The sequence below is a fragment of the Cupriavidus sp. FW305-27 genome, assembly GCF_058787995.1.
Genome location: NZ_JBYTAG010000097.1, coordinates 1 through 20,768 on the forward strand (window position 1 = coordinate 1; position 20,768 = coordinate 20,768).

Below are 20,768 nucleotides of genomic sequence, written 5' to 3' on the forward strand. Positions count from 1 at the left end.
TCCGCGCCGATGATAGTGCGGATTCCCGTGTGAAAGTAGGTCATCGCCAGGCTCTTATTCCGCAGAACCCCCAGCCCAAAAGGCTGGGGGTTTTTGCTTTGGCGCGGCACAAACGCCCGGGGGTCGGCGCAGGCACGCATGCCCTCGTTGTTTTCATGCCGCATCGCGGGTCGCCGAGCATTCCGGGACTGTCCGCCTTCTGCTATGGTCGACACCCAAGTGCCCACATGCGGCACGAAGGCGGTTGCAACGCGTGTTTGCAGCAAGTAGTGAGCAATAGCCGGACCCTTGCCAACAGAGCAGGTCCGGATTCGGGTTCCGAGGGGTTACATGACGGCCAAGGTGTTTCGGCTGGTTTTGACTGGCGCCGCCGGCGCGCTGCTGCTGGCAGGATGCGCATCTACTCCCCCTGTTTCCGCGGTTCCTCCGGGTGACACGGCCGCTGTGGCCGGCACTTCCGCGATCGATTGCCAGGCATTCGCCAGGCGCATGGCCGCGTACGCGGCAGCGCAGACGGATCCGGCGGTGACTGCCATATCGTCGCCCGACCCGCTGGCTGCCGCCAACACCAGTGCGGCGGAAGCCGAGGCGGGTGATGACGGCGAAGTCGCCGATGCCGCGCCGCCGCCGACCCTGGTCACGCTGCCGTTGTTCTCGGTGTCACCGCATCGCGACCAGTTGCCGGTCGGCTGGCAGCCTTGGACCATCAACCGCAACAAGACGCCCACCCGTTATTCGATGGCAGAGGTCGACCAGCGCGTGGTCGTCCATGCGAAGGCCGAGAGTTCGGCCTCCGGCCTGTATGTCCCGCTGCACGATCGCGATGCCGGCATGCTGCGCTGGACCTGGAAGACCAGCGGCATTATCCGCAACGCCGACAACAGCCACGGCCCGCGCGAGGATTCGCCGTTGCGCCTGTTCGTCGCCTTCGATGGCGACAAGGGTGCGCTGCCCTTGAAAGACCAGCTGATGTACGAGATGGCGCGGCTGACCACCGGCCGCGAAATGCCCTACGCCACGCTGATGTACATCTGGGGCGGACGGCGCGCGGAAGGCTCATTGGTGAAGAACCCGCACACCGACCGGGTACGCATGATCGTGGTGGATAGCGGCATGAAGCACGCCAATGAGTGGCGTTGCCATGAGCGCGACCTGCGCGCCGACTACCGCAAGGCCTTCGGGACCGACCCCGGCCCGGTCATCGCCGTGGGCATCATGACCGATACCGACAACACCAAGAGCAAGGCCGAGTCCTGGTACGGCGACATCGCGCTGGACTGAAGCGCCCCGGCGGCGCCTTCAGCCGCCGATAGGCTCGGCCAGCGCGAGCACCGCGAACGAGGCCAGCCAGTGCGTGGACACATACTCGCCCTCGACCGCCTGCGGCAGCGATGCCTCGAGATGATCGGACCATGCCCGGATGGCCAGCGGCCGCAGCGGCTCGGGCAGGGCGGGCTCCAGCATGCGCCAGCACCAGGCGCGCGAAAGGTTGAGCCCGTCCAGGTGCGAGGTCTTGGGGTCGCTGCGATTGGTCACTTCGACCGGCGTCAGCCAATTAGCCAGTTCCGCCTGCCCCGGCACGAACAACTCCCACCATTCTGAAAACGCGCAGCCGTCCATCACGGCGTGCATCAGCACGGCTTCGGTCAGCCCGCCGGACAGGAATTCATCGCCGCCGGGCTCATATCGCGCCGGGTATTTCTGATCATGTCCGAACCAGCGGTGGGCGCGCCGCACGATGGCGCGCCGCAAGGTGAAGTCCTGGTGTGTGCGCGCATAGGCCATGGCCATGACCAGGGCGAAGGCGCTGTTGTAATGGGTGCCGGTGCGCACCGGGAATACCGCTGCATCCAGGAAATCCGCCAGTTGCCGTGACAGGTGCGATGCCAGCGGCGCGCATGCCTCGGCCCAGGTGGCTGCCTGGGCGTCCTGCCGCGCCAGCGCCAGCAACTCCGCCTGCAGTTTCAGCATCCAGCCCCAGCCATAGGGGCGTTCGAAGGTGCGCGAAAGGGGCTGCTGGAAGTAGGCCAGTTCGACCGCAATGTGCTCTGGACGCAGCTGGGCGTCCAGCGTTGCGCGGATGCGGGGCGCCTCCTCCTGGTCCGGCGACAGCGCCAGCAGCCGCACCAGCAACCAGTGCATGTGCACGCTGGAGTGCCAGTCGTAGCTGCCGCAAAAGACCGGATGCCTGGCCGACGGTTCGGCCAGGTCACCGGCGCTGGCCATCATGTGGTCCAGCTTGTACGGATAGCGGCGCAGGATATTGTCCAGCGCCACGCGCGCGAAGCTGCGCGCTGTCTCGCGATCCAGCGCCAGGCGGCCCATCGCGGATGCTCCCCAGTTTTTTATCGTTGTGCTGTGCTCAGGTGCGTAACGTCACGCAGGCGCCAGCCACTTTTCCACCAGCCGCACGAAGAACGTCGAGCCCACCGGCAGCAGTTCGTCGTTGAAATCGTAGCTCGGGTTGTGCAGCATGCAGGGCCCGATGCCATGGCCGGCGTCGCGATGGCCGCCGTCGCCGTTGCCCAGGAACAGGTAGCAGCCCGGCTTGTGCTGCAGCATGAACGAGAAATCCTCGGCGCCCATGGTGGGCTCGACATTGCTGTCGACGTTGTCCGCACCGACCAGTTCCGCGGCGACCGCGGCCGCAAAGCCGGTCTCGGCCTCGCTGTTGATGGTCGGCGGATAGTTGCGGTGGAATTCGTATTCGATGGCGCAGTCGAATGCCGCCGCCACCGCGCGCGCCACTTCTTCCATGCGCCGTTCGATCAGGTCCAGCACCGGCACCGTGAACGTGCGCACCGTGCCGCCGATCCAGGCCTGGTCCGGCACGATATTGGTGGCGTCGCCTGCGTGGAACTGCGTGACCGAGATCACCGCGGTATCGATCGGGCGCTTGTTGCGCGTGATGATGCCCTGCAGTGCCGACACGATCTGCGCAGCGGTGAAGACCGGGTCGTTGCCGTTGTTGGGCATGGCCGCATGCGCACCCTTGCCGCGCACCACGATGCGGAATTCGTTGCTCGATGCCATCAGCGGGCCCGCGCGCGTGCCGAACGCTCCGACCGGCATGCCTGGCCAGTTGTGCACGCCGAACACCGCGTCGCACGGAAAGCGCTCGAACAGCCCGTCCTTGATCATTTCGCGGGCGCCGCCGCCGCCTTCCTCGGCCGGCTGGAAGACCAGGTGCACGGTGCCGTCGAAGGGCTTGTGCTGCGCCAGGTAGCGCGCCGCGCCGAGCAGCATGGCGGTGTGGCCGTCGTGGCCGCAGGCGTGCATCTTGCCGGTGTGCTGCGAGCGGTGATCAAAGGTGTTCGCTTCCTGCAGCGGCAGCGCGTCCATGTCGGCGCGCAGGCCGATGGTGCGCGGGCTGTTGCCGTTGCGGATCACGCCCACCAGGCCGGTGGTGCCCAGGCCGCGATGCACTTCGATGCCCCACGATTCCAGGTTCTGCGCGACCACGTCGGCAGTGCGCTGTTCTTCGAAGCAGAGTTCCGGGTGGGCGTGGATGTCGCGCCGGATCGCGCGGATTTCGGCTTGTGCCTGCAGGATTTCGGGGATGAGCTTCATGATGCCTGGCTGCCCTGGACGTTAGGGGCGTTAGCGTTGGATACCCCGATCATACGATGCCTCTCCGCAAAGCGCCAAAATGCGGCGATTTCCTGCGCGCTTGCCAGGTTGGCGCAGTGCAATATGCCAGCGCGGGTGGGTTTCCCCGCATTGCCGCGACATGCGCACTGCTGGAACAGTTCATGCTTGAAGTGCCCGGCCGGCAATTTCGTCGCTTTGTGATGCGCAACCGCACCCCAAACCGCACCAAAACGCAGCGCCGCCGCGTGACCCGCGGCGCGGCGCATTGCCGATCCTAAAACGTCTGCTTCACTTCCTACAGGGAGAATTGCGCGATGTCCCTTCGCACTTTCAAGAAGGCAATTGGTGTGGTGGCGGTAGCCGGGGCCCTTGGCCTAGCGCTCGCCGGCACCGCCCAGGCCGCGGACCTCAAACTGGCCATGAGTTCGCCGCCAACCTCGATGGATCCGCACTTCTACAACCTGTTCTCCAACATCAACGTCTCCGAGCATATCTTCGACTCGCTGACCAAGATGGATCCGGACAGCCGCATCATCCCGGGCCTGGCCGAGTCGTGGAAGCTGGTCAACAACCTCACCTGGGAATTCAAGATCCGCAAGGGCGTGAAGTTCCACGACGGCTCCGAGCTGACCGCCGAAGACGTGATCTGGTCGCTGGACCGTCCGGCCACCATCCAGAACAGCCCGGGCAAGTTCGATGTCTACACCAAGGCGATCGTCAACAAGAAGATCATCGACAAGCACACCATCCAGCTGACCACCAACCAGCCTTATCCGCTGATGCTGAACGACCTCACGTCGATCTTCATCGTGCAGAAGAAGGCGACGCAGGGGCTGAGCTCGGATGACTTCGCGCAGGGCAAGGGCATGGTCGGCACCGGGCCGTTCAAGTTCGTCAGCTATGCCCGCGACGACCGGGTCGAGCTGGTGCGCAACAACGACTACTGGGGCGCCAAGCCGGCCTGGGACAAGGTTACCCTGCGCTTCATCCCCAATCCGGCGACGCGCCTGGCGGCGCTGCTGTCGGGCGACGTGCAGGCCATCGAGAACGTGCCCACGCCTGACCTGCCCAAGGTGCGCCAGGATCCCAAGCTGTCGTTCTTCTCCAAGATCTCGCACCGCGTGATCTACCTGTATTTCGATGCCAAGCGCGACAAGTCGCCCTACGTCACCACCAAGGAAGGCGCACCGCTGGACAAGAACCCGCTGAAGGACGCGCGCGTGCGCAATGCCATCAGCATGGCGATCAACCGGCAGGGCATCAAGGACCGCCTGATGGAAGGCCTGTCCGAGCCGACCAACAACCTGGTGCCGCCGACGCTGTTCGGCTATAACCCCAACCTGAAGACGGTCAAGTACGACCCCGAGGCCGCCAAGAAGCTGCTGGCCGACGCCGGCTTCCCGAACGGCTTCGGCGTGACGCTGCATACGCCCAACAACCGCTACGTCAACGACGAGAAGATCGCGCAGACGATTGCGCAGAACCTGACCCGCATCGGCATCGCCACCAAGGTCGAAGGCATGCCGATGGCGACATACTCGTCCAAGGGCATCAAGCACGAGTGGTCGTTCGGGCTGCTGGGCTGGGGCGCGCAGACCGGTGAGGTCAGCTCGCCGCTGCGCGCGCTGCTGGCGTGCGAGGACAGCAAGAAGGGCTTCGGCACCACCAACTGGGGCGAGTACTGCAACCCCAAGATGGACGTGGTGCTGGAGAAGGCGCTGTCCACCGTGGATGACAAAGAGCGCTCCAAGCTGCTGCAGGAGGCCACCGCAATCGCGATCAATGATGGCGGTATCGTCCCGATCCACCAGCAGGTGACCACCTGGGCCACACAAAAGGGCATCGTCTACGTGCCGCGTACCGACGAGCGCACCTACGCGCATAACTTCAAGCCCCAGTAAGCTCCGGTCAACCCAGACAGGAGCCTCGGCCCGCGGATGGTCTGCTGGCCGAGTTTGCGGTGCCGCGCATGGCTGCCGCGCCACACCCGGGAAGCGCCGCGCGGCCCGGGTGTGGCGTGCATTCGCGCGCGAAAGGAAAGTGGTTCGAACATGCTGGTCTTTATCATCCGGCGCCTGATGCAGAGCGTGGTTGTGCTCTTCGTCATGTCGCTGCTGGTTTTCCTCGGCGTCTTTGCCATCGGCAATCCCGTCGACATCCTGATCAACCCGCAGGCCGACCAGGAGGACATCAAGCGCACCATCGCGGCGCTGGGCCTGGACAAGCCGCTGTGGGAGCAGTACTGGGTGTTCCTGCAGAATGCGCTGCAAGGCAACCTGGGCACCTCGTTCGCGCACGGCACGCCGGCACTCAAGCTGATCTTCGAGCGCATGCCCGCCACCATGGAGCTGGCCATTTGCGCGATCCTGCTGGCGATCGTGCTGGGCATTCCGCTGGGCCTGTGGGCCGGGCTGCGGCCCAAGGGCATTGCCGGCAAGTCGATCATGGCGGTGTCGATCCTGGGCTTCTCGCTGCCCACCTTCTGGGTCGGGCTGATGCTGATCATGGTGTTCGCGGTGCAGCTCGGCTGGCTGCCCTCCAACGGGCGCGGCGAGACCGTGCGCGTGCTCGGCATCCCACTCAGCTTCCTGACTGCCGACGGCATCCGCCACCTGGTCCTGCCGGCGGTGACGCTGTCGCTCCTGAATATCGCCATGGTGATCCGGCTCACGCGCGCCGGCACGCAGGAGGCGATGATGCAGGACTACGTCAAGTTCGCGCGCGCCAAGGGCCTGTCGAACACGCGCATTGTCGGCGTGCATGTGCTGAAGAACATCCTGATCCCGATCGTCACGGTGATCGCGCTGCAGTTCGGCTCGATCATCGCATTTGCGATCGTGACCGAGACCATCTTCGCCTGGCCCGGCATGGGCAAGCTCATCATCGACTCGATCCAGCTGCTGGACCGGCCGGTGATCGTCGCCTACCTGATGGTGATCGTGACGCTGTTCATCCTGATCAACCTGGTGGTGGACATCATCTACAGCATGCTCGATCCGCGCGTGCGCATTGCCGACAACAAGGGCTGAGCCATGAGTGCCGTATCTGTAGAACAAGAGGACAAGACCCCGCCGCTCGCCGCGGCGCGCGAACAATCGCCGTGGCGGCGCTTTGCCGCGGAGTTCTTCTCCAGCAAGATTGCTGTGGCCGGACTGGCCACGCTGGTCGTCATCATCCTGATCGCCATCTTCGCGCCGTGGCTGGCGCCGCAGAACCCCTATGACCTGGCCACGCTGGACGTGCTCGACGCGCGCCTGGCGCCGGGCGAGCAGGCCGGCACCGGCATGACCTTCCTGCTGGGTTCGGACGAGCAGGGCCGCGACATCCTGTCGGCGGTGATGTACGGCCTGCGCATCAGCATCGGCGTGGGCGTGGTCAGCACCGTGATCGCGCTGCTGCTGGGCGCCACGCTCGGCCTGCTGGCCGGCTTCCTGGGCGGTCGCACCGAGGCCTTCATCATGCGCGTGGCCGACCTGCAGCTGTCGTTCCCGCCGATCCTGCTGGCGCTGATCCTGCTAGCCTTCCTGCGCCCGGGCCTGGGCAATATCGTGATCGCGCTGGTGGCGGTACAGTGGGCCTACTACGCCCGCACCACGCGCAGCGCCGCACTGGTGGAGCGCCGCAAGGAATATATCGAGGCCGCCACCTGCCTGGGCCTGCCGCCGATGCGCATCATGTTCCGCCACCTGCTGCCCAACTGCCTGCCGCCGCTGATCGTGATCGCGGCGCTGCAGGTGGCCTCGGCGATCACGCTGGAAGCGACGCTGTCCTTCCTCGGGCTGGGCGTGCCGGTCACGGAGCCCTCGCTGGGCTCGCTGATCTCCAATGGCCAGCAGTACATGCTGTCGGGCAAGTACTGGATCAGCTTCTTCCCGGGCATTGCGCTGGTGGTCACCATCGTGGCGATGAACCTGGTGGCCGACCAGCTGCGCGACGTCCTCAACCCGCGCCTGCAGACGCAATAACCAGGAGCGGTACATGGCACAACCGACATTGGTGGTTGAACACCTGAAGACGCAATTCCACACGCGCGGCGGCATCGCCAAGGCCGTCGACGACGTGTCCTTCACCGTGGGCCGCGGCGAGATCATGGGGCTGGTGGGCGAGTCCGGCTCGGGCAAGTCCATGACCGGGTATTCGATCATGGGCCTGATCGATCCGCCCGGGAAGATCGTCGACGGCCGCATCGCGCTGACCAGCCGCGACGGCATCACCCGCGACCTGCGCGCGCTCACGCCGGCGCAGCAGCGCGACGTGCGCGGCAACCGCATCGCGATGATCTTCCAGGACCCGATGATGACGCTGAACCCGGTCCTGCGCATCGACACGCAGATGATCGAGGCGGTGCTGGCCCATGAGAAGGTAGGCAAGGCGGTGGCGCGCGAACGCGCGCGCAATGCGCTGGCGCGGGTCGGCATCCCGTCGCCGGACGAGCGCCTGCAGGCCTATCCGCACCAGTTCTCGGGCGGCATGCGCCAGCGCGTGGCGATCGCGATCGCGCTGCTGAACAAGCCCGACCTGATCATTGCCGACGAGCCCACCACCGCGCTGGACGTCACCATCCAGGGCCAGATCCTGTACGAGATGCAGACCCTGTGCCGCGAATCGGGCACGGCGTTGATCTGGATCACGCACGACCTGTCGGTGGTGGCGGGACTGGCCGATACCGTGTGCGTGATGTACGCCGGCAAGATCGTCGAGGCCGGCGACGTGCGCCAGGTGCTGGAGCACCCCGAGCACCCCTACACCCACGGGCTGATCAGCTCGGCGCCGTCGCGCAATCCGCGCGGCACGCCGCTGCGGCAGATCCCGGGCATGACGCCGTCGCTGCTGAACCTGCCGGGCGGCTGCGCGTTCCGCGAACGCTGTCCCTACGCCACCGCTGCCTGCAAGACCGAGCCGCCGCTGGAGACTGCCGCCGACGGCCGCCGCCTGCGCTGCTTCCATCCGGTGCTGGCCAACCAGGAGGCAGCATGAGCGCAACTGAACTGCAATCCCGACCGATGACGAATCCTGCAGCGGAAGAGGGGGGCACGCCGAGCGCGCCGATCCTGGAGCTGCGCGGCGTGTCCAAGCGCTTCGTCAAGTCGCTCGACACCGCCGCGCGCATCGCCAACCTGTTCGGCGCCCATGCGCATGACGAGGTGGTGCACGCGGTCGACCGTGTCGACCTGAGCATCCGCGCCGGCGAAGTGGTGGGCCTGGTCGGCGAGTCCGGCTGCGGCAAGTCCACGCTCGGGCGCATGGCCGTGGGCCTGCACTCGCTGACCGAGGGCGAGCGCCTGTGGCGCGGCATCAACCTGGACCACCTGCCACCCGACAAGCGCCGCGAGAAGCAGCTGGCAATCCAGATGATCTTCCAGGACCCGTACGCCTCGCTCAATCCGCGGCTGCGCGTGCTGGATATCGTGGGCGAGGCGCCGGTGGTGCACGGCATGGTCGAGCGCGGCGCGCAGAAGGGCTATGTGGAAGACATGCTGGTGCGCGTGGGCATGGACCCGACCGTGCTGCGGCGCTTTCCGCACCAGTTCTCCGGCGGGCAGCGCGCGCGCATCGGCATTGCCCGGGCGCTGGCGGTCAAGCCCGAGTTCCTGGTGTGCGACGAGTCGGTGGCGGCGCTGGACGTGTCGATCCAGGCCCAGGTGCTGAACCTGTTCATGCGCCTGCGTGAAGACCTGAACCTGACCTACCTGTTCATCAGCCATGACCTGGGCGTGGTCAAGCACATCAGCGACCGCGTGGTGATCATGTACCTGGGGCGGGTGGTGGAATCCGCGCCGACCGAAGACGTGTTCGCCGCGCCCAACCATCCCTATACCCAGGCCCTGCTGGCCGAAGCGCCCAAGCTGGAGGTGGCCCGCAAGACCTATGTGGCGATCCGCGGCGAGATCCCGTCGCCGCTGAACCCGCCGCCGGGCTGCCACTTCCACCCGCGCTGCCCGCATGCGATGCCGCGTTGCCGGGAAGAGCAGCCGCTGCTGAAGGAGATTGCGCCGATGCGGTTCTCGGCGTGTCACCTGAACGACATGGAGTAGGGCCTGGTTTTCTCCTCCCTGCGCGAGGGAGGAGAAAACCTTGAATCTCAGCGGATCACCTGCCCCTTCGAATTGATGATCGTCATCTCCACAAACTTCGAACCCACGTGGTTCTCCGGCGTGAAGTTGATGATAAACCCGCCGAGGTCATAGCTGCGCATTGACTCCAGCGCGGTCACCAGCTTCTCGCGCGTCAGGTCCTTGCCCGCGCGGCGCAGGCCCTCGGTGAACGTCTTGGCGGAGATAAAGCCTTCGATGCTGGCGTAGTCGAATTCGCTGGGCTTGCCGGCGGCCTGCAGCAGGCGCAGGTACTCCCGCACGATCGGCAGCGTGGCGTTGCCCGGGTGCGGCATCACCTGCGAGATGATCACGCCGCTGCCCTGCGCGCCGACCTCGTTGGCCAGCGCCTGCGTGCCGACGAAGGAGACGTTGTAGAACTGGCCGTTGTAGCCGCGGCGCAGCGCTTCCTTCACGAAGGCGCCGGCGGTGCGGTAGGCGCTGATCATCACCACGGCGTCGGGCCTGGCCTTTATCGAACCCTGGATGGCGTCGCCGATTTCCGTGGTGTTGCGGACCACGGGCTCGCGCGCGACGATCTGCACGCCGCTGTCGGGCGCGGCCTTGAGCGCGCGCTCCAGGCCATCCAGCCCGGCCTTGCCGTAGGCGTCCTCGTTGTAGACCACGGCCACGCGCTTGAGCCCGGTGGTCTGGATCTGGCGCAGGATGGCCGCGGTTTCCTCGTTGTAGCCGGCGCGCACATGGAAGACGTAGCGGCTGCGCGGCTCGCGCAGCGACTGCGCCCCGGTGTACGGGCCGAAGAACGGCACCCGGGCCTGGATTGCCAGCGGCAGCGCGGCCTGGCTGGTGGGCGTGCCGACATAGCCGAAGAGGGCGAAGACGCGGTCTTCCTCGATCAGCTTCCTGGTGTTCCTGGCGGCGGGCTCGGGCTCGTAGTAGTCGTCCAGCGCCTCCAGCCGGATCTTGCGGCCGTGGATGCCGCCCTGCTGGTTGATATGGTCGAAATACAGCCGTGCGCCCGAGTTCATCTGCTTGCCGAGCACGGCGGTCGGGCCGGTCAGCGCGGCGGACTGGCCCAGCAGGATGGTGTCGGCGGTGACGCCGTTTTCGGATGTGGCGGGGGTGCCCGCCGTGTTGGCTGCGAAGGCAGCGCAGGATGCGCCACCCGTGCCGATGGCGCACGCCACCAGCAGGCCGGCAAGCCGGCCATTGACCCCGGATCGGAACGACATAAACCCCCCGCGAAATGTGGTTCGGTTACCCGTTTGCCGCGTCGGCCGGTCTCTTGCCGGCGAATTGCTCACGTCGTGCGGCATGGTGCGCGTACCGGTCTGTGCCGGCAGCGCGCCGGCACATCATAATCGAATACAATCGGATCGAGGTACTCCCCGCCATCCCCCCGCACGGCCGGGAAAGCGCCGCCCGCCGGCGCGGCTCGGGCGCCGCTACCAGCGCGCCTGCGCCGGCATCTCCAGTTCCGTACGACCGAACGAAAAAACAACACACCCCGCCCGGAGACCCCATGGCTTCCCGCATCGTCCGCGCCGCCTGCCCGCATGACTGCCCCGACACTTGTGCCTTGCTCGTCACCGTCGAGGACGGCCGTGCCGTCAAGGTAGCGGGCGATCCCGACCATCCCGGCACGCAGGGCGTGCTGTGCACCAAGGTGTCGCGCTACACCGAGCGCACCTACCACCCGGACCGGCTGCTGACACCGATGAAGCGCATCGGCAGGAAGGGCGAAGGCAAGTTCGCGCCGATCTCCTGGGACGAGGCGCTCGACACCATCGCCACCCGCCTGCAGGCGATCGCGGCGCGCGATCCGCAGGCGATCGTGCCGTACAGCTACGCCGGCACCATGGGGCTGGTGCAGGGCGAGAGCATGGCCGCGCGCTTCTTCAACAAGCTGGGCGCGTCGCGGCTGGACCGCACCATCTGCGCCAGCGCCGGCGCCACCGCGCTGCGCTACACCTATGGCGCCAGCGTGGGCATGGACATGGAGCACGTGGTCGATGCCAGGCTGGTGATCATCTGGGGCGGCAACCCGATTGCCTCCAACCTGCATTTCTGGACCCGCGCGCAGGAAGCCAAGCGGCGCGGCGCCACGCTGGTGGCAATCGACCCGTACCGCTCGCTGAGCGCCGAGAAGTGCCACCGCCATATCGCGCCGATGCCCGGCACCGACGGCGCGCTGGCGCTGGCGCTGATCCATGTGCTGATCCGCGACGACCTGCTCGACCACGACTACATCGAACGCCACACCGTCGGCTTCGAGGCGCTGCGCGAGCGCGCGCAGGCCTACACCCCGGCACGCGCGGCCGAGATCTGCGGCATCCCGGCCGAGGACATCGAATGGCTGGCCGGCCTCTACGGCCAGCTGGCGGTGCGCGAGCGCCAGCCGGTGGCAATCCGCCTGAACTACGGCATGCAGCGTGTGCACGGCGGCGGCCAGGCGGTGCGCGCGGTGGCGTGCCTGCCGTCGCTGGTGGGCGCCTGGCGCCAGCCCGCGGGCGGGCTGCAGCTGTCGACCTCGGGCTTCTTCCCGATCAACGAAGCCGCGCTGCAGCGCCCCGACCTGCTGCCTGGCTGGCCGCAGACGCTGCCGCGCATCGTCAACATGAGCACCATCGGCGACGCGCTGCTGGCCGAGCCCGCGCCCGGCGCGCCGCGCATCGAGGCCGTGGTGGTGTACAACAGCAACCCGGTCGCGGTGGCGCCGGAATCCGGCAAGGTCGCCGCGGGCTTCGCGCGCGAGGACCTGTTCACGGTGGTGCTGGAGCACTTCCGCACCGACACCGCCGACTATGCCGACATCCTGCTGCCGGCGACCACGCAGCTTGAGCACACCGACGTGCACAAGGCCTACGGCCACACCTATTTCCTGGCCAACAACGCCGCCATCGCGCCGATGGGCGAGGCCCTGCCCAATACTGAGATCTTCCGCCGGCTGGCCCAGCGCCTGGGCTTCACCGAGGCGTGCTTTGCCGACAGCGACGAGGCCATCGCCGCGCAGGCCATCATTCCGGGCGATGCGCGCGCGGCCGGCATCAGCTGGGAATCATTGAAGGAGCAGGGCTGGCAGAAGCTGGCGCTGCCGGCGGCGCCGTTCGCCGAGGGTGGCTTCCCGACCGCATCGGGCAAGTGCCAGTTCTATTCTGAGCCGATGGCGCGCGACGGCCTCGACCCGCTGCCTGACTACGTGCCGCAGTACGAGGCGCCGCTGACCGCGCCCGAACTGGCGGCGCGCTATCCGCTGGCGATGATCTCGCCGCCGGCGCGCAACTTCCTCAACAGCTCCTTCGTCAACGTCGACAGCCTGCGCGCCACCGAGGGCGAGCCGCACCTGGACATCCACCCGGCCGACGCCGCTGAGCGCGGCATCGTGCACGGCGCCATGGTGCGCGTCTTCAACGACCGCGGCAGCATGGTGGCGCGCGCCCGCGTCACCGACCGCGCCCGGCGCGGGCTGGTGGTGGGCTTGTCGATCTGGTGGAAGAAGCTGGCCTCGGACGGCAAGAACGCCAACGAGCTGACCAGCCAGCGCCTGACCGACCTGGGCCGCGCGCCGGTGTTCTATGACTGCCTGGTGCAGGTCGAGGCCTGCACGGAAGGGGCAGTCCTGCCGGCATGACGCCGCAGCGTGGCCGCTGGCGCTGGGCGGCACTCCTGGCGGCGACCGGCCTCACCGCGGTGGTCCTGGTGACGGCCGGGTGCGAGGCCGTCGGCTACTACGCGCAGTCGATCGGCGGCCATCTGGGCGTGATGGCCCAGGCACAGCCGCTGACCGACGCCATCGCCAACGCGCGCGACGCCAACGATGGGCGCCTGGCGCAGCGGCTGGCGCTGGCCGGCCGCATGCGTGACTTCGCCTCGCGCGAACTGAAGCTGCCCGAGAACGGCAGCTACCGCCGCTACGCCAACCTGCACCGGCCCTATGTGGTGTGGAGCGTGTTCGCCACGCCCGAGCTGTCGATGGACCTGCGCAAGTGGTGCTTCCCCATCGTCGGCTGCATCAGCTACCGCGGCTACTACGCCCAGTCCGATGCCGAGCAGTATGCGCGGGGCCTGCGCCGCGACGGGCTCGAGACCTACGTTGCCGGCATCCCCGCCTATTCGACGCTGGGCTATTTCGACGACCCGCTGCTCAATACCTTCGTCTACCTGCCCGAGGGCGAACTGGCGCGGCTGATCTTCCACGAGCTCGCGCACCAGGTGGTGTACGTGCGCAACGACACCGCCTTCAACGAGTCCTTTGCCACCGCGGTGGAAGCCGCGGGCGTGGAGCGCTGGCTGGCCGAGGATGCGTCGGAGGACGCGCGCGCCAGCTATCGGCAGTACGATGCCCGGCGCCAGCAGTTCCGCGCGCTGTTGCTGGGCACGCGCGACCGGCTGGTGGCGCTGTACCAGACCCCGCTCGATGACGGCGCCAAGCGCGAGAGCAAGGCAAAGATCTTTGCCGACCTGCGCGCCCAGTACGCGCGGCTGCGCACGGAGTGGGGCGGATTCAGCGGTTATGACCGCTGGTTCGACCAGCCGCTGACCAACGCCCACCTGGCCGCGGTGGCCACCTACCAGCAGTGGGTGCCGGCCTTCACCGCGTTGCTGGCGCAGTGCAACGGCGACTGGCAGCGCTTCTATGACGAGGCTGCCCGTATCGGTGCGCTGCCCGCCGCCGAGCGCGAGGCCGCGCTGCAGCGGCTGGCGCCGCCGGCCACGCGCGCCGGCACGCTGACCGCGGGCGGAAAGACCGCGGCCAACTAAGCTGCCGCGTCGCTTACCAGGTATCGATGAACCGTCTCGGTGCGTTGGCCTGGCGGCCGAGGCTCCCCGGCGGCACCGAGGCCAGCCCGCGCAGCAGCCAGCGCCGCGTGTCGGCAGGGTCGATCACCGCGTCGATCTCCAGGTGGCTGGCCATGTTGAGCGCGCGGCCGCGCTGGTAGGCGCCGTCGACCATGCGCGCGAACAGCGCCGCGCGCTCGTCGGGGTCGGCCACGGCCTCCAGTTCCTTGCGGAAGCTCAGCCGGATCGAGCCCTCGATGCCCATCGCGCCGAACTCGCCGCTGGGCCAGGCCGCGGTGAAGAAGGGCGCGGCAAAGCTGCCGCCGGCCATGGCCTGCGCGCCCAGTCCGTAGCCCTTGCGCAGCACCACCGTGAAGAACGGCACGCGCAGCGCGCCAGCGGTGACAAAGAGGCGCGACACGTGCCGCACCGTGGCGGTCTTCTCGGCCTGCGGCCCGACCATGAAGCCCGGGGTGTCGCACAGCGACACCATCGGCAGCCCGTGCGCGTCGCACAGCTGCATGAAGCGCGCGGCCTTGTCGGCGGCGGCGCTGTCGATGGCGCCCCCGAGGTGGCGCGGGTTGTTGGCGATGCAGCCGAAGGCGCGGCCTTCGATGCGGATCAGCGCGGTGATGATGCCGGTGCCGAACGCCGCGCGCAGCTCCAGCACCGAGCCGCTGTCTGCCATGGCGGCGATCACCGCGCGCATGTCGTAGCTGCGCAGGCGGTTCTCGGGGATGGCGTGGCGCAGGTGGCGCGGGTCTTCCGCCTGCCAGTCATGCACGTCGCCCTGGAAGTAGGACAGGTAGCGTTGCGCGGCATCGACCGCGGCCGCTTCGTCATCGACCAGCACGTCGATCACGCCGTTGGGCCCCTGCACGCTGACCGGGCCCACTTCCTCGGGCGCGAACACGCCCAGCCCGCCGCCTTCGATCATGGCCGGCCCGCCCATGCCGATGGTGGCGCTGCGCGTGGCGATGATGACGTCGGCGCAGCCCAGCAGCGCGGCGTTGCCGGCAAAGCAGCGGCCCGACACGATGCCCACCAGCGGCACCTGGCCCGACAGCCGCGCGAACTGGATGAACGAGGTGCAGTCCAGCCCGGCCACCACCGGCATGTCGGTATCGCCGGGCCGCCCGCCGCCGCCCTCGGCAAACAGCACCACCGGCACCTGCCACTGGCGCGCCAGCGCCAGCATGCGGTCCAGCTTCTTGTGGCCGTAGAAGCCCTGCGTGCCGGCCAGCACGGTGTAGTCGTAGGCCAGCACCATGCAGCGCGTATCGGCACCGGGAAAGCGCGCCGCGTTGACGGTCCCGATACCGGTGACGATGCCGTCGGCGGGCGTGGCGCTGACCAGGTCTTCGACACTGCGGCGCTGCCGTTGCGCGGCGATGGCGAGCGCGCCGTACTCGATGAAGGAGCCGTCGTCGCACAGCCGGGCGATGTTCTCGCGCGCCGTTCGGCCGCCCTGGGCGTGGCGCCTGGCGACGGCCTGGGCGCGTGCGGCGTCGTGGCCGAGGGCGTGGCGCTCCAGCGTCTCGCGCAGGTCCGCGCGCACATGGTCGAGGTCGGCCGCCGCGGCGGTCTCGGCGGCATGGCCGGCATCGCCGCCGGGCGCCAGCACGATCACCGCGGCGCCGGCGCGCAGCGTGGCACCCGCGACGGCCAGCACGCGCAGCACGGTGCCGGCGGCGGGTGCCTCCAGCGGATGCTCCATCTTCATCGCTTCGATGATGGCCAGCGGCTGGCCGCGCCTGACCGTATCGCCTTCGCGCACGTGGATGGCGGCGAGCGCGCCGTCCATGGGCGCCGGCACGGCAATGGCGTCGTCAGGGACATCGGCCAGCGCATTGTGCTCATCGGCCGGGGCGCTGTCGGCCAGGCCGGGCGGCGCGTGCAGCACCGGGTGGTCGGCGTCGGCGGCGGCAAGCGCGGCCAGCGCCTGGTCCAGGTACTGCGTGTGCACGGCATTGCGGCGTATGTCGTCCAGCTGCAGCAGATCCTGCAGCAAGCGGCGGTTGGTGTCGATGCCTTCGATGCGGAACTCGCACAGCGCGCGGTAGGCGATCGCGAGCGCACGCGCAAAGTTGCCGCCGGGTTCGTGCACGATCAGCTTGGCCAGCAGCGAATCAAAGCGCGGATTCGCCGTCATGCCGGCAAAGCCCGCGCTGTCCACGCGCACGCCTGGCCCGTTGGGCGGCTCGAACGCCGTCAGCGTGCCGCTGGCCGGGCGCAGCTGGCCCTGCGCGTCGAGGTGCTCGGCATTGATGCGCAACTGCACCGCGATGCCGCGCGGCGCGGGTGCCTGCTCCAGGCCCAGGTCGGCCAGGCGCGCGCCGGCGGCGATGGCCAGCTGGGTTTGCACGAGGTCGACGCCGGTCACCATCTCGGTCACCGTGTGCTCGACCTGCAGGCGCGGGTTGGCCTCCATGAACCAGAACGATGGGCCGCCATTGCCGCTGTCTTCCACCAGGAATTCGAACGTGCCGATGCCGCGATAGGCGGCGGCGCGCGCCAGTGTGGCGGCGGCATCGGCCAGCCTTGCGCGCAGCGCGTCATCCAATGACGGGCTGGGGGCGATCTCCACCAGCTTCTGGTGGCGGCGCTGCAGGCTGCATTCGCGCTCGCCCAGCGTCAGCACGCGGCCCTCGGCGTCGGCGACCACCTGGATCTCGATATGGCGCGGCGCGGCGACGATGCGCTCCACGTAGACCGCACCATTGCCAAACGCCGCGGTAGCTTCCGAGACGCAGCGTGCGTAGGCCTCGTCGATCCCGGCAGCGCGATGCACGGCGCGCATGCCGCGCCCGCCGCCGCCGGCGAGCGCCTTGATCATCATGCCCGCTTGCCCGTCGAGGCTGGCGAAGAAGGCCCGCGCCTGCTCCGGCGAGGTCGGGCCGGCGGTGCCGGGCACGACCGGCACGCCATGCTCGCGCGCCAGCGCGCGGGCGCGGGCCTTGTCGCCGAACAGGCGCAGCACGTCGGGCGCAGGGCCGGCGAAGACCAGCCCGGCGTCCAGGCAGGCCTGCGCAAAGTCGGCGTTCTCGGACAGGAAGCCGTAGCCAGGGTGCACCATGCCGCAGCCCGCCCGCCGCGCAGCGTCCACCACGGCGGCAATGTCTAGGTAGGCGCGCGGACCAGTGCCGGGCAGCGCCACGGCCGCGTCGGCCTTGCGCACGTGCAGCGCGTCGCAGTCGTCTTCGCTGTACAGCGCCACGCTGGGGATGCCCATGGCCGCGGCGGCCCGCGCGATCCGGATGGCGATTTCGCCGCGATTGGCGATCAGGAGCTTGTGGTTCGTCATGGGCGGGAGCGTTGATGGCGTGTGTTGTGGGCGCAGTGCGGGTATGTACTCGTTGGTACATTTATTTACCGTTGGGTAAGATTCTGGGGTGATCGGGTATTGGCGTCAATTGGCCGTTTTCCCTTTCCCCTTTGGCGCCGCAGGCCGTGGCGTCAAGCAAGGGCTCGACCGGACTGGCGTAGCGAGCCCGCCATGCGAGAATTGCATCATGTCGATTGCACCCAGATCCGCACCGCTGAACCCGCCGTTGAGCACACCGCCAGAGCCGCAGCCGGCCCGCCCGCATATCGCCGAGCGCCAGGAGGCCCGCCGCCGCCAGATTCTCGATACCGCCGCGCAGCTCTTCTACAGCAAGGGCTATCCCGGCATGACCATGAACGACCTGTGCCGCGCGCTGGGCGTGACCAAGCCGGCGGTCTACTACTACTTTACTGACAAGTACGAGATCTTCGACATCCTGTGCCGCGAGTCGGCCCAGACCTGCCTGCCCGTGATCCGCGAGACCGCGGACCCCGCGCTGCCGGTGCGCGAGCGCCTGCAGGCCTGCCTGCTCGAGATGGCGCGGCGCTGCGTCGCCTGCCATGTGCCGGCCACGCTGAGCTTTCGCGACAACCAGTACCTGCGCCCCGACACCGTGGCGTGGCTCGACAGCATGGCGCGAGACTTCTATCGCGACCTCTATGCGCTGCTGGAAGAGGGCAAGCGCGATGGCGTGTTCGCCTTCGGCGACGCACGCGTGACGGCCCATGCGATCGGCAGCGTGGTGGGGTTCCTCTACACCTGGCATGAACCCGGCCGCATGGACCCGGAGACGCTGGCGCAGGAGCTTGCCGCCAGCATGATGAAACTGGCGCTGCCCAGCGGCGGCTGAGTGTGGATTTGCCTCACTAGGGGTTATCCCCCTACTTGCGCCCGATCGGTGGCGCATAATGCCCGTCAGGGGCACCAAGGCCTGTCCGGTGGCCCCGAGGACTTCGTCTAAGTTGTTGTTTTAACCGGGGAGCACGTTTAGCATCTCGGCAAAATCGAACGACCATTCAGAAATCAGGAGACGGTGCTATGGAAAGAATTTGGCTGAAACACTACCCGGCCGGCGTTCCCGCCGAGATCGATGCCAGCCAGTTCCGCTCGCTTGCCGCGCTGCTCGAGGCATCTTTCCGCACCTATGCCGACCGCAAGGCCTTCATCTGCATGGACAAGGCCATCACCTACGGCGAACTGGACCAGCTCTCGACGCACTTTGCCGCCTGGCTGCAGTCGCGCGGGCTGCGTCCCGGCGCACGCGTGGCGATCATGATGCCGAACGTGCTGCAGTACCCGGTGGTGCTGGCGGCGGTGCTGCGCGCGGGCTTCGTGGTGGTCAACGTCAACCCGCTCTACACCCCGCGCGAGCTCGAGCACCAGCTCAAGGACAGCGGCGCCGAGGCCATCGTGATCCTGGAGAACTTTGCCTCCACGCTGCAGCAGGTGCTGGCCAAGACCCCGGTCAAGCACGTGGTGGTGGCCAGCATGGGTGACATGCTGGGCGGGCTGAAGGGAGCGATCGTCAATTTCGTGGTGCGCAACGTCAAGAAGATGGTGCCGGCATGGGAGCTGCCCACCTGCGTGCGCTTCAACAGCGTGCTGGCCGAAGGCCGCAAGCTGACGCTGCAGCCGGCCACCACGGGGCCGGATGACATCGCCTTCCTGCAGTACACGGGCGGCACTACCGGCATCTCCAAGGGTGCGGTGCTGCTGCACCGTAACGTGGTGGCCAACGTGCTGCAGTCCGAGGCGTGGATGCAGCCGGCGCTGAACAAGGGCGCACACATCGACCAGCCCATCACCATCACCGCGCTGCCGCTGTACCACATCTTCGCGCTGACGGTCTGCTGCCTGCTGGGCATGCGCAGCGGCGGCACCAGCGTGCTGATCCCGAATCCGCGCGACATCCCGGGCTTCATCAAGGAACTGCAGAAGTACAAGTTCAACATGTTCCCGGCCGTCAACACGCTGTACAACGCACTGATCAACAATCCGGAAATCAGCAAGGTCGATTTCTCCGGCCTGCGCGTGGCCAACGGCGGCGGCATGGCGGTGCAGGAGGCGGTGGCCAAGCAGTGGCTGGCCAAGACCGGCTGCCCGATCATCGAAGGCTACGGCCTGTCCGAGACTTCGCCCTCGGCCACCTGCAACCCGACCGACACCGACGCATTCTCCGGCACCATCGGCATGCCGCTGCCGTCGACCGAAGTGGTGATCCGCGACGATGACGGCAAGGACGTGCCGCTCGGCCAGCCGGGCGAAATCTGCATCCGCGGCCCGCAGGTGATGGCCGGCTACTGGAACCGCCCGGACGAGACCGCCAAGGTCATGACCCCGGACGGCTTCTTCAAGACCGGCGACATCGGCGTGATGGACGAGCGTGGCTACACCAAGATCGTCGACCGCAAGAAGGACATGATCCTGGTGTCGGGCTTCAACGTGTATCCGAACGAGGTCGAAGGCGTGGTGGCCGAGTGCCCGGGCGTGCTGGAAGTGGCGGCCGTGGGCGTGCCCGACACGCACTCGGGCGAGGTCGTCAAGCTGTTCGTGGTGAAGAAGGATCCGGGGCTGACCGAGGCCGATGTGATCGAGTTCTGCAAGGAGCGCCTGACCGGCTACAAGCGGCCCAAGTACGTCGAGTTCCGCACCGAACTGCCCAAGACCAACGTCGGCAAGATCCTGCGCCGCGAACTGCGCGACAGCCGCAAGGCCGCCTGAGCGGCAGCCGCTGCCAACGACAACGGCCTCCCGAGTGGAGGCCGTTGTGCTTTCAGGCTGCGCCGCGGCGGCTCAGCACTCGTTCGATGGCGCCAGGCGGGCTTCCTGGCTGCCGTCGGGGTAGATCACCCGCACGCACGCGCCTGGCTCCAGCCCCGGCGCCGCCGGCGCGTTGGCCGACACGATCGTGCCGTCCATGGTTCGCACCTTGTACTGGAACAGGTCCACCTGCTGCACCGGCGCGGGCTTGTTGAACAGCCGGCTCAGGTCGAAGGCAAAGCCCACGCCCACGCCGCCAC

The 20,768-nt window shown here is 67.8% G+C and carries 15 protein-coding genes and 1 pseudogene; 10 read left to right on the top strand and 6 right to left on the bottom strand.

Translation table 11 applies throughout. From position 1 onward, the window contains the following. Positions 1-330: 330 nt before the first annotated feature. A complete protein-coding gene (locus AC3WRI_RS30725) occupies positions 331-1,281 on the top strand; it encodes a DUF3047 domain-containing protein (RefSeq protein WP_492294754.1) in 951 nt (316 codons plus the stop codon). An 18-nt stretch (positions 1,282-1,299) separates the two neighbouring features. Here AC3WRI_RS30725 and AC3WRI_RS30730 read toward each other — a convergent pair whose 3' ends face one another. Genes AC3WRI_RS30730 through AC3WRI_RS30740 form a run of 3 tightly spaced genes read right to left on the bottom strand, consistent with a single transcriptional unit; the run spans position 1,300 to position 3,857 of the window. Next, positions 1,300-2,325 (bottom strand): DUF2891 domain-containing protein, encoded by a 1,026-nt coding sequence (locus tag AC3WRI_RS30730; protein WP_010814796.1) that lies wholly within the window; start codon positions 2,323-2,325, stop codon positions 1,300-1,302. Between the two features lie 51 nt (positions 2,326-2,376). Next, positions 2,377-3,570, bottom strand: a complete 1,194-nt coding sequence (locus tag AC3WRI_RS30735; protein ID WP_439668289.1) for a M20 aminoacylase family protein — start codon at positions 3,568-3,570, stop codon at positions 2,377-2,379. Further along, entirely contained in the window at positions 3,567-3,857 is a 291-nt protein-coding gene (locus AC3WRI_RS30740) for a hypothetical protein (protein WP_136227796.1), read from the bottom strand. Before AC3WRI_RS30740 ends, AC3WRI_RS30735 begins: the two co-directional genes overlap by 4 nt. Positions 3,858-3,905: 48 nt before the next feature. Between AC3WRI_RS30740 and AC3WRI_RS30745 the strand changes: the two genes are divergently transcribed. From AC3WRI_RS30745 to AC3WRI_RS30765, 5 genes are all read left to right on the top strand, one after another. Then, the gene (locus AC3WRI_RS30745) at positions 3,906-5,492 is read left to right on the top strand and encodes an ABC transporter substrate-binding protein (protein ID WP_439668288.1); all 1,587 of its coding nucleotides are present in this window, start codon (positions 3,906-3,908) and stop codon (positions 5,490-5,492) included. 150 nt (positions 5,493-5,642) lie between these two features. Then, on the top strand, positions 5,643-6,620 hold the full coding sequence (locus tag AC3WRI_RS30750; protein WP_010814793.1) for an ABC transporter permease: 978 nt from the start codon (positions 5,643-5,645) through the stop codon (positions 6,618-6,620). A 3-nt stretch (positions 6,621-6,623) separates the two neighbouring features. Then, on the top strand, positions 6,624-7,556 hold the full coding sequence (locus AC3WRI_RS30755) for an ABC transporter permease (protein ID WP_010814792.1): 933 nt from the start codon (positions 6,624-6,626) through the stop codon (positions 7,554-7,556). 13 nt (positions 7,557-7,569) lie between these two features. Beyond that, positions 7,570-8,568, top strand: a complete 999-nt coding sequence (locus tag AC3WRI_RS30760) for an ABC transporter ATP-binding protein (RefSeq protein WP_010814791.1) — start codon at positions 7,570-7,572, stop codon at positions 8,566-8,568. 26 nt (positions 8,569-8,594) lie between these two features. Continuing rightward, entirely contained in the window at positions 8,595-9,626 is a 1,032-nt protein-coding gene (locus AC3WRI_RS30765; RefSeq protein ID WP_167686585.1) for an ABC transporter ATP-binding protein, read from the top strand. A 47-nt stretch (positions 9,627-9,673) separates the two neighbouring features. Here AC3WRI_RS30765 and AC3WRI_RS30770 read toward each other — a convergent pair whose 3' ends face one another. Beyond that, positions 9,674-10,876, bottom strand: a complete 1,203-nt coding sequence (locus AC3WRI_RS30770; RefSeq protein WP_010814789.1) for an ABC transporter substrate-binding protein — start codon at positions 10,874-10,876, stop codon at positions 9,674-9,676. Positions 10,877-11,166: 290 nt separating this feature from the next. Here AC3WRI_RS30770 and AC3WRI_RS30775 point away from each other — a divergent pair, with 290 nt between their 5' ends. Together AC3WRI_RS30775 and AC3WRI_RS30780 are read left to right on the top strand one after the other, a co-directional pair. Continuing rightward, a complete protein-coding gene (locus tag AC3WRI_RS30775; protein ID WP_058698453.1) occupies positions 11,167-13,275 on the top strand; it encodes a molybdopterin-containing oxidoreductase family protein in 2,109 nt (702 codons plus the stop codon). Then, positions 13,272-14,405 (top strand): aminopeptidase, encoded by a 1,134-nt coding sequence (locus AC3WRI_RS30780; RefSeq protein ID WP_010814787.1) that lies wholly within the window; start codon positions 13,272-13,274, stop codon positions 14,403-14,405. Before AC3WRI_RS30775 ends, AC3WRI_RS30780 begins: the two co-directional genes overlap by 4 nt. 13 nt (positions 14,406-14,418) lie before the next feature. Here AC3WRI_RS30780 and AC3WRI_RS30785 read toward each other — a convergent pair whose 3' ends face one another. After that, complete coding sequence (locus AC3WRI_RS30785; protein ID WP_492294756.1) at positions 14,419-17,727, bottom strand: acetyl-CoA carboxylase family protein; 3,309 nt, start codon at positions 17,725-17,727, stop codon at positions 14,419-14,421. 208 nt (positions 17,728-17,935) lie between these two features. Between AC3WRI_RS30785 and AC3WRI_RS30790 the strand changes: the two genes are divergently transcribed. Continuing rightward, positions 17,936-18,598: a TetR/AcrR family transcriptional regulator gene (locus tag AC3WRI_RS30790; RefSeq protein WP_010814785.1), complete on the top strand. Its 663-nt coding sequence runs from the start codon at positions 17,936-17,938 to the stop codon at positions 18,596-18,598. Positions 18,599-18,786: 188 nt separating this feature from the next. Continuing rightward, the gene (locus AC3WRI_RS30795; RefSeq protein WP_010814784.1) at positions 18,787-20,469 is read left to right on the top strand and encodes a long-chain fatty acid--CoA ligase; all 1,683 of its coding nucleotides are present in this window, start codon (positions 18,787-18,789) and stop codon (positions 20,467-20,469) included. A 72-nt stretch (positions 20,470-20,541) separates the two neighbouring features. Here the strand turns inward: AC3WRI_RS30795 and AC3WRI_RS30800 are convergent. After that, positions 20,542-20,768, bottom strand: a pseudogene (locus AC3WRI_RS30800) (hypothetical protein); the annotation flags it as partial.

Excerpts from the sequence above, each read along its gene's own strand:
- AC3WRI_RS30725 (WP_492294754.1), top strand. The coding sequence starts at position 331 with ATGACGGCCAAGGTGTTTCGGCTGGTTTTGACTGGCGCCGCCGGCGCG.
- AC3WRI_RS30730 (WP_010814796.1), bottom strand. The coding sequence starts at position 2,325 with ATGGGCCGCCTGGCGCTGGATCGCGAGACAGCGCGCAGCTTCGCGCGC.
- AC3WRI_RS30735 (WP_439668289.1), bottom strand. The coding sequence starts at position 3,570 with ATGAAGCTCATCCCCGAAATCCTGCAGGCACAAGCCGAAATCCGCGCG.
- AC3WRI_RS30740 (WP_136227796.1), bottom strand. The coding sequence starts at position 3,857 with ATGCGCCGCGCCGCGGGTCACGCGGCGGCGCTGCGTTTTGGTGCGGTT.
- AC3WRI_RS30745 (WP_439668288.1), top strand. The coding sequence starts at position 3,906 with ATGTCCCTTCGCACTTTCAAGAAGGCAATTGGTGTGGTGGCGGTAGCC.
- AC3WRI_RS30750 (WP_010814793.1), top strand. The coding sequence starts at position 5,643 with ATGCTGGTCTTTATCATCCGGCGCCTGATGCAGAGCGTGGTTGTGCTC.
- AC3WRI_RS30755 (WP_010814792.1), top strand. The coding sequence starts at position 6,624 with ATGAGTGCCGTATCTGTAGAACAAGAGGACAAGACCCCGCCGCTCGCC.
- AC3WRI_RS30760 (WP_010814791.1), top strand. The coding sequence starts at position 7,570 with ATGGCACAACCGACATTGGTGGTTGAACACCTGAAGACGCAATTCCAC.
- AC3WRI_RS30765 (WP_167686585.1), top strand. The coding sequence starts at position 8,595 with ATGACGAATCCTGCAGCGGAAGAGGGGGGCACGCCGAGCGCGCCGATC.
- AC3WRI_RS30770 (WP_010814789.1), bottom strand. The coding sequence starts at position 10,876 with ATGTCGTTCCGATCCGGGGTCAATGGCCGGCTTGCCGGCCTGCTGGTG.
- AC3WRI_RS30775 (WP_058698453.1), top strand. The coding sequence starts at position 11,167 with ATGGCTTCCCGCATCGTCCGCGCCGCCTGCCCGCATGACTGCCCCGAC.
- AC3WRI_RS30780 (WP_010814787.1), top strand. The coding sequence starts at position 13,272 with ATGACGCCGCAGCGTGGCCGCTGGCGCTGGGCGGCACTCCTGGCGGCG.
- AC3WRI_RS30785 (WP_492294756.1), bottom strand. The coding sequence starts at position 17,727 with ATGACGAACCACAAGCTCCTGATCGCCAATCGCGGCGAAATCGCCATC.
- AC3WRI_RS30790 (WP_010814785.1), top strand. The coding sequence starts at position 17,936 with ATGTCGATTGCACCCAGATCCGCACCGCTGAACCCGCCGTTGAGCACA.
- AC3WRI_RS30795 (WP_010814784.1), top strand. The coding sequence starts at position 18,787 with ATGGAAAGAATTTGGCTGAAACACTACCCGGCCGGCGTTCCCGCCGAG.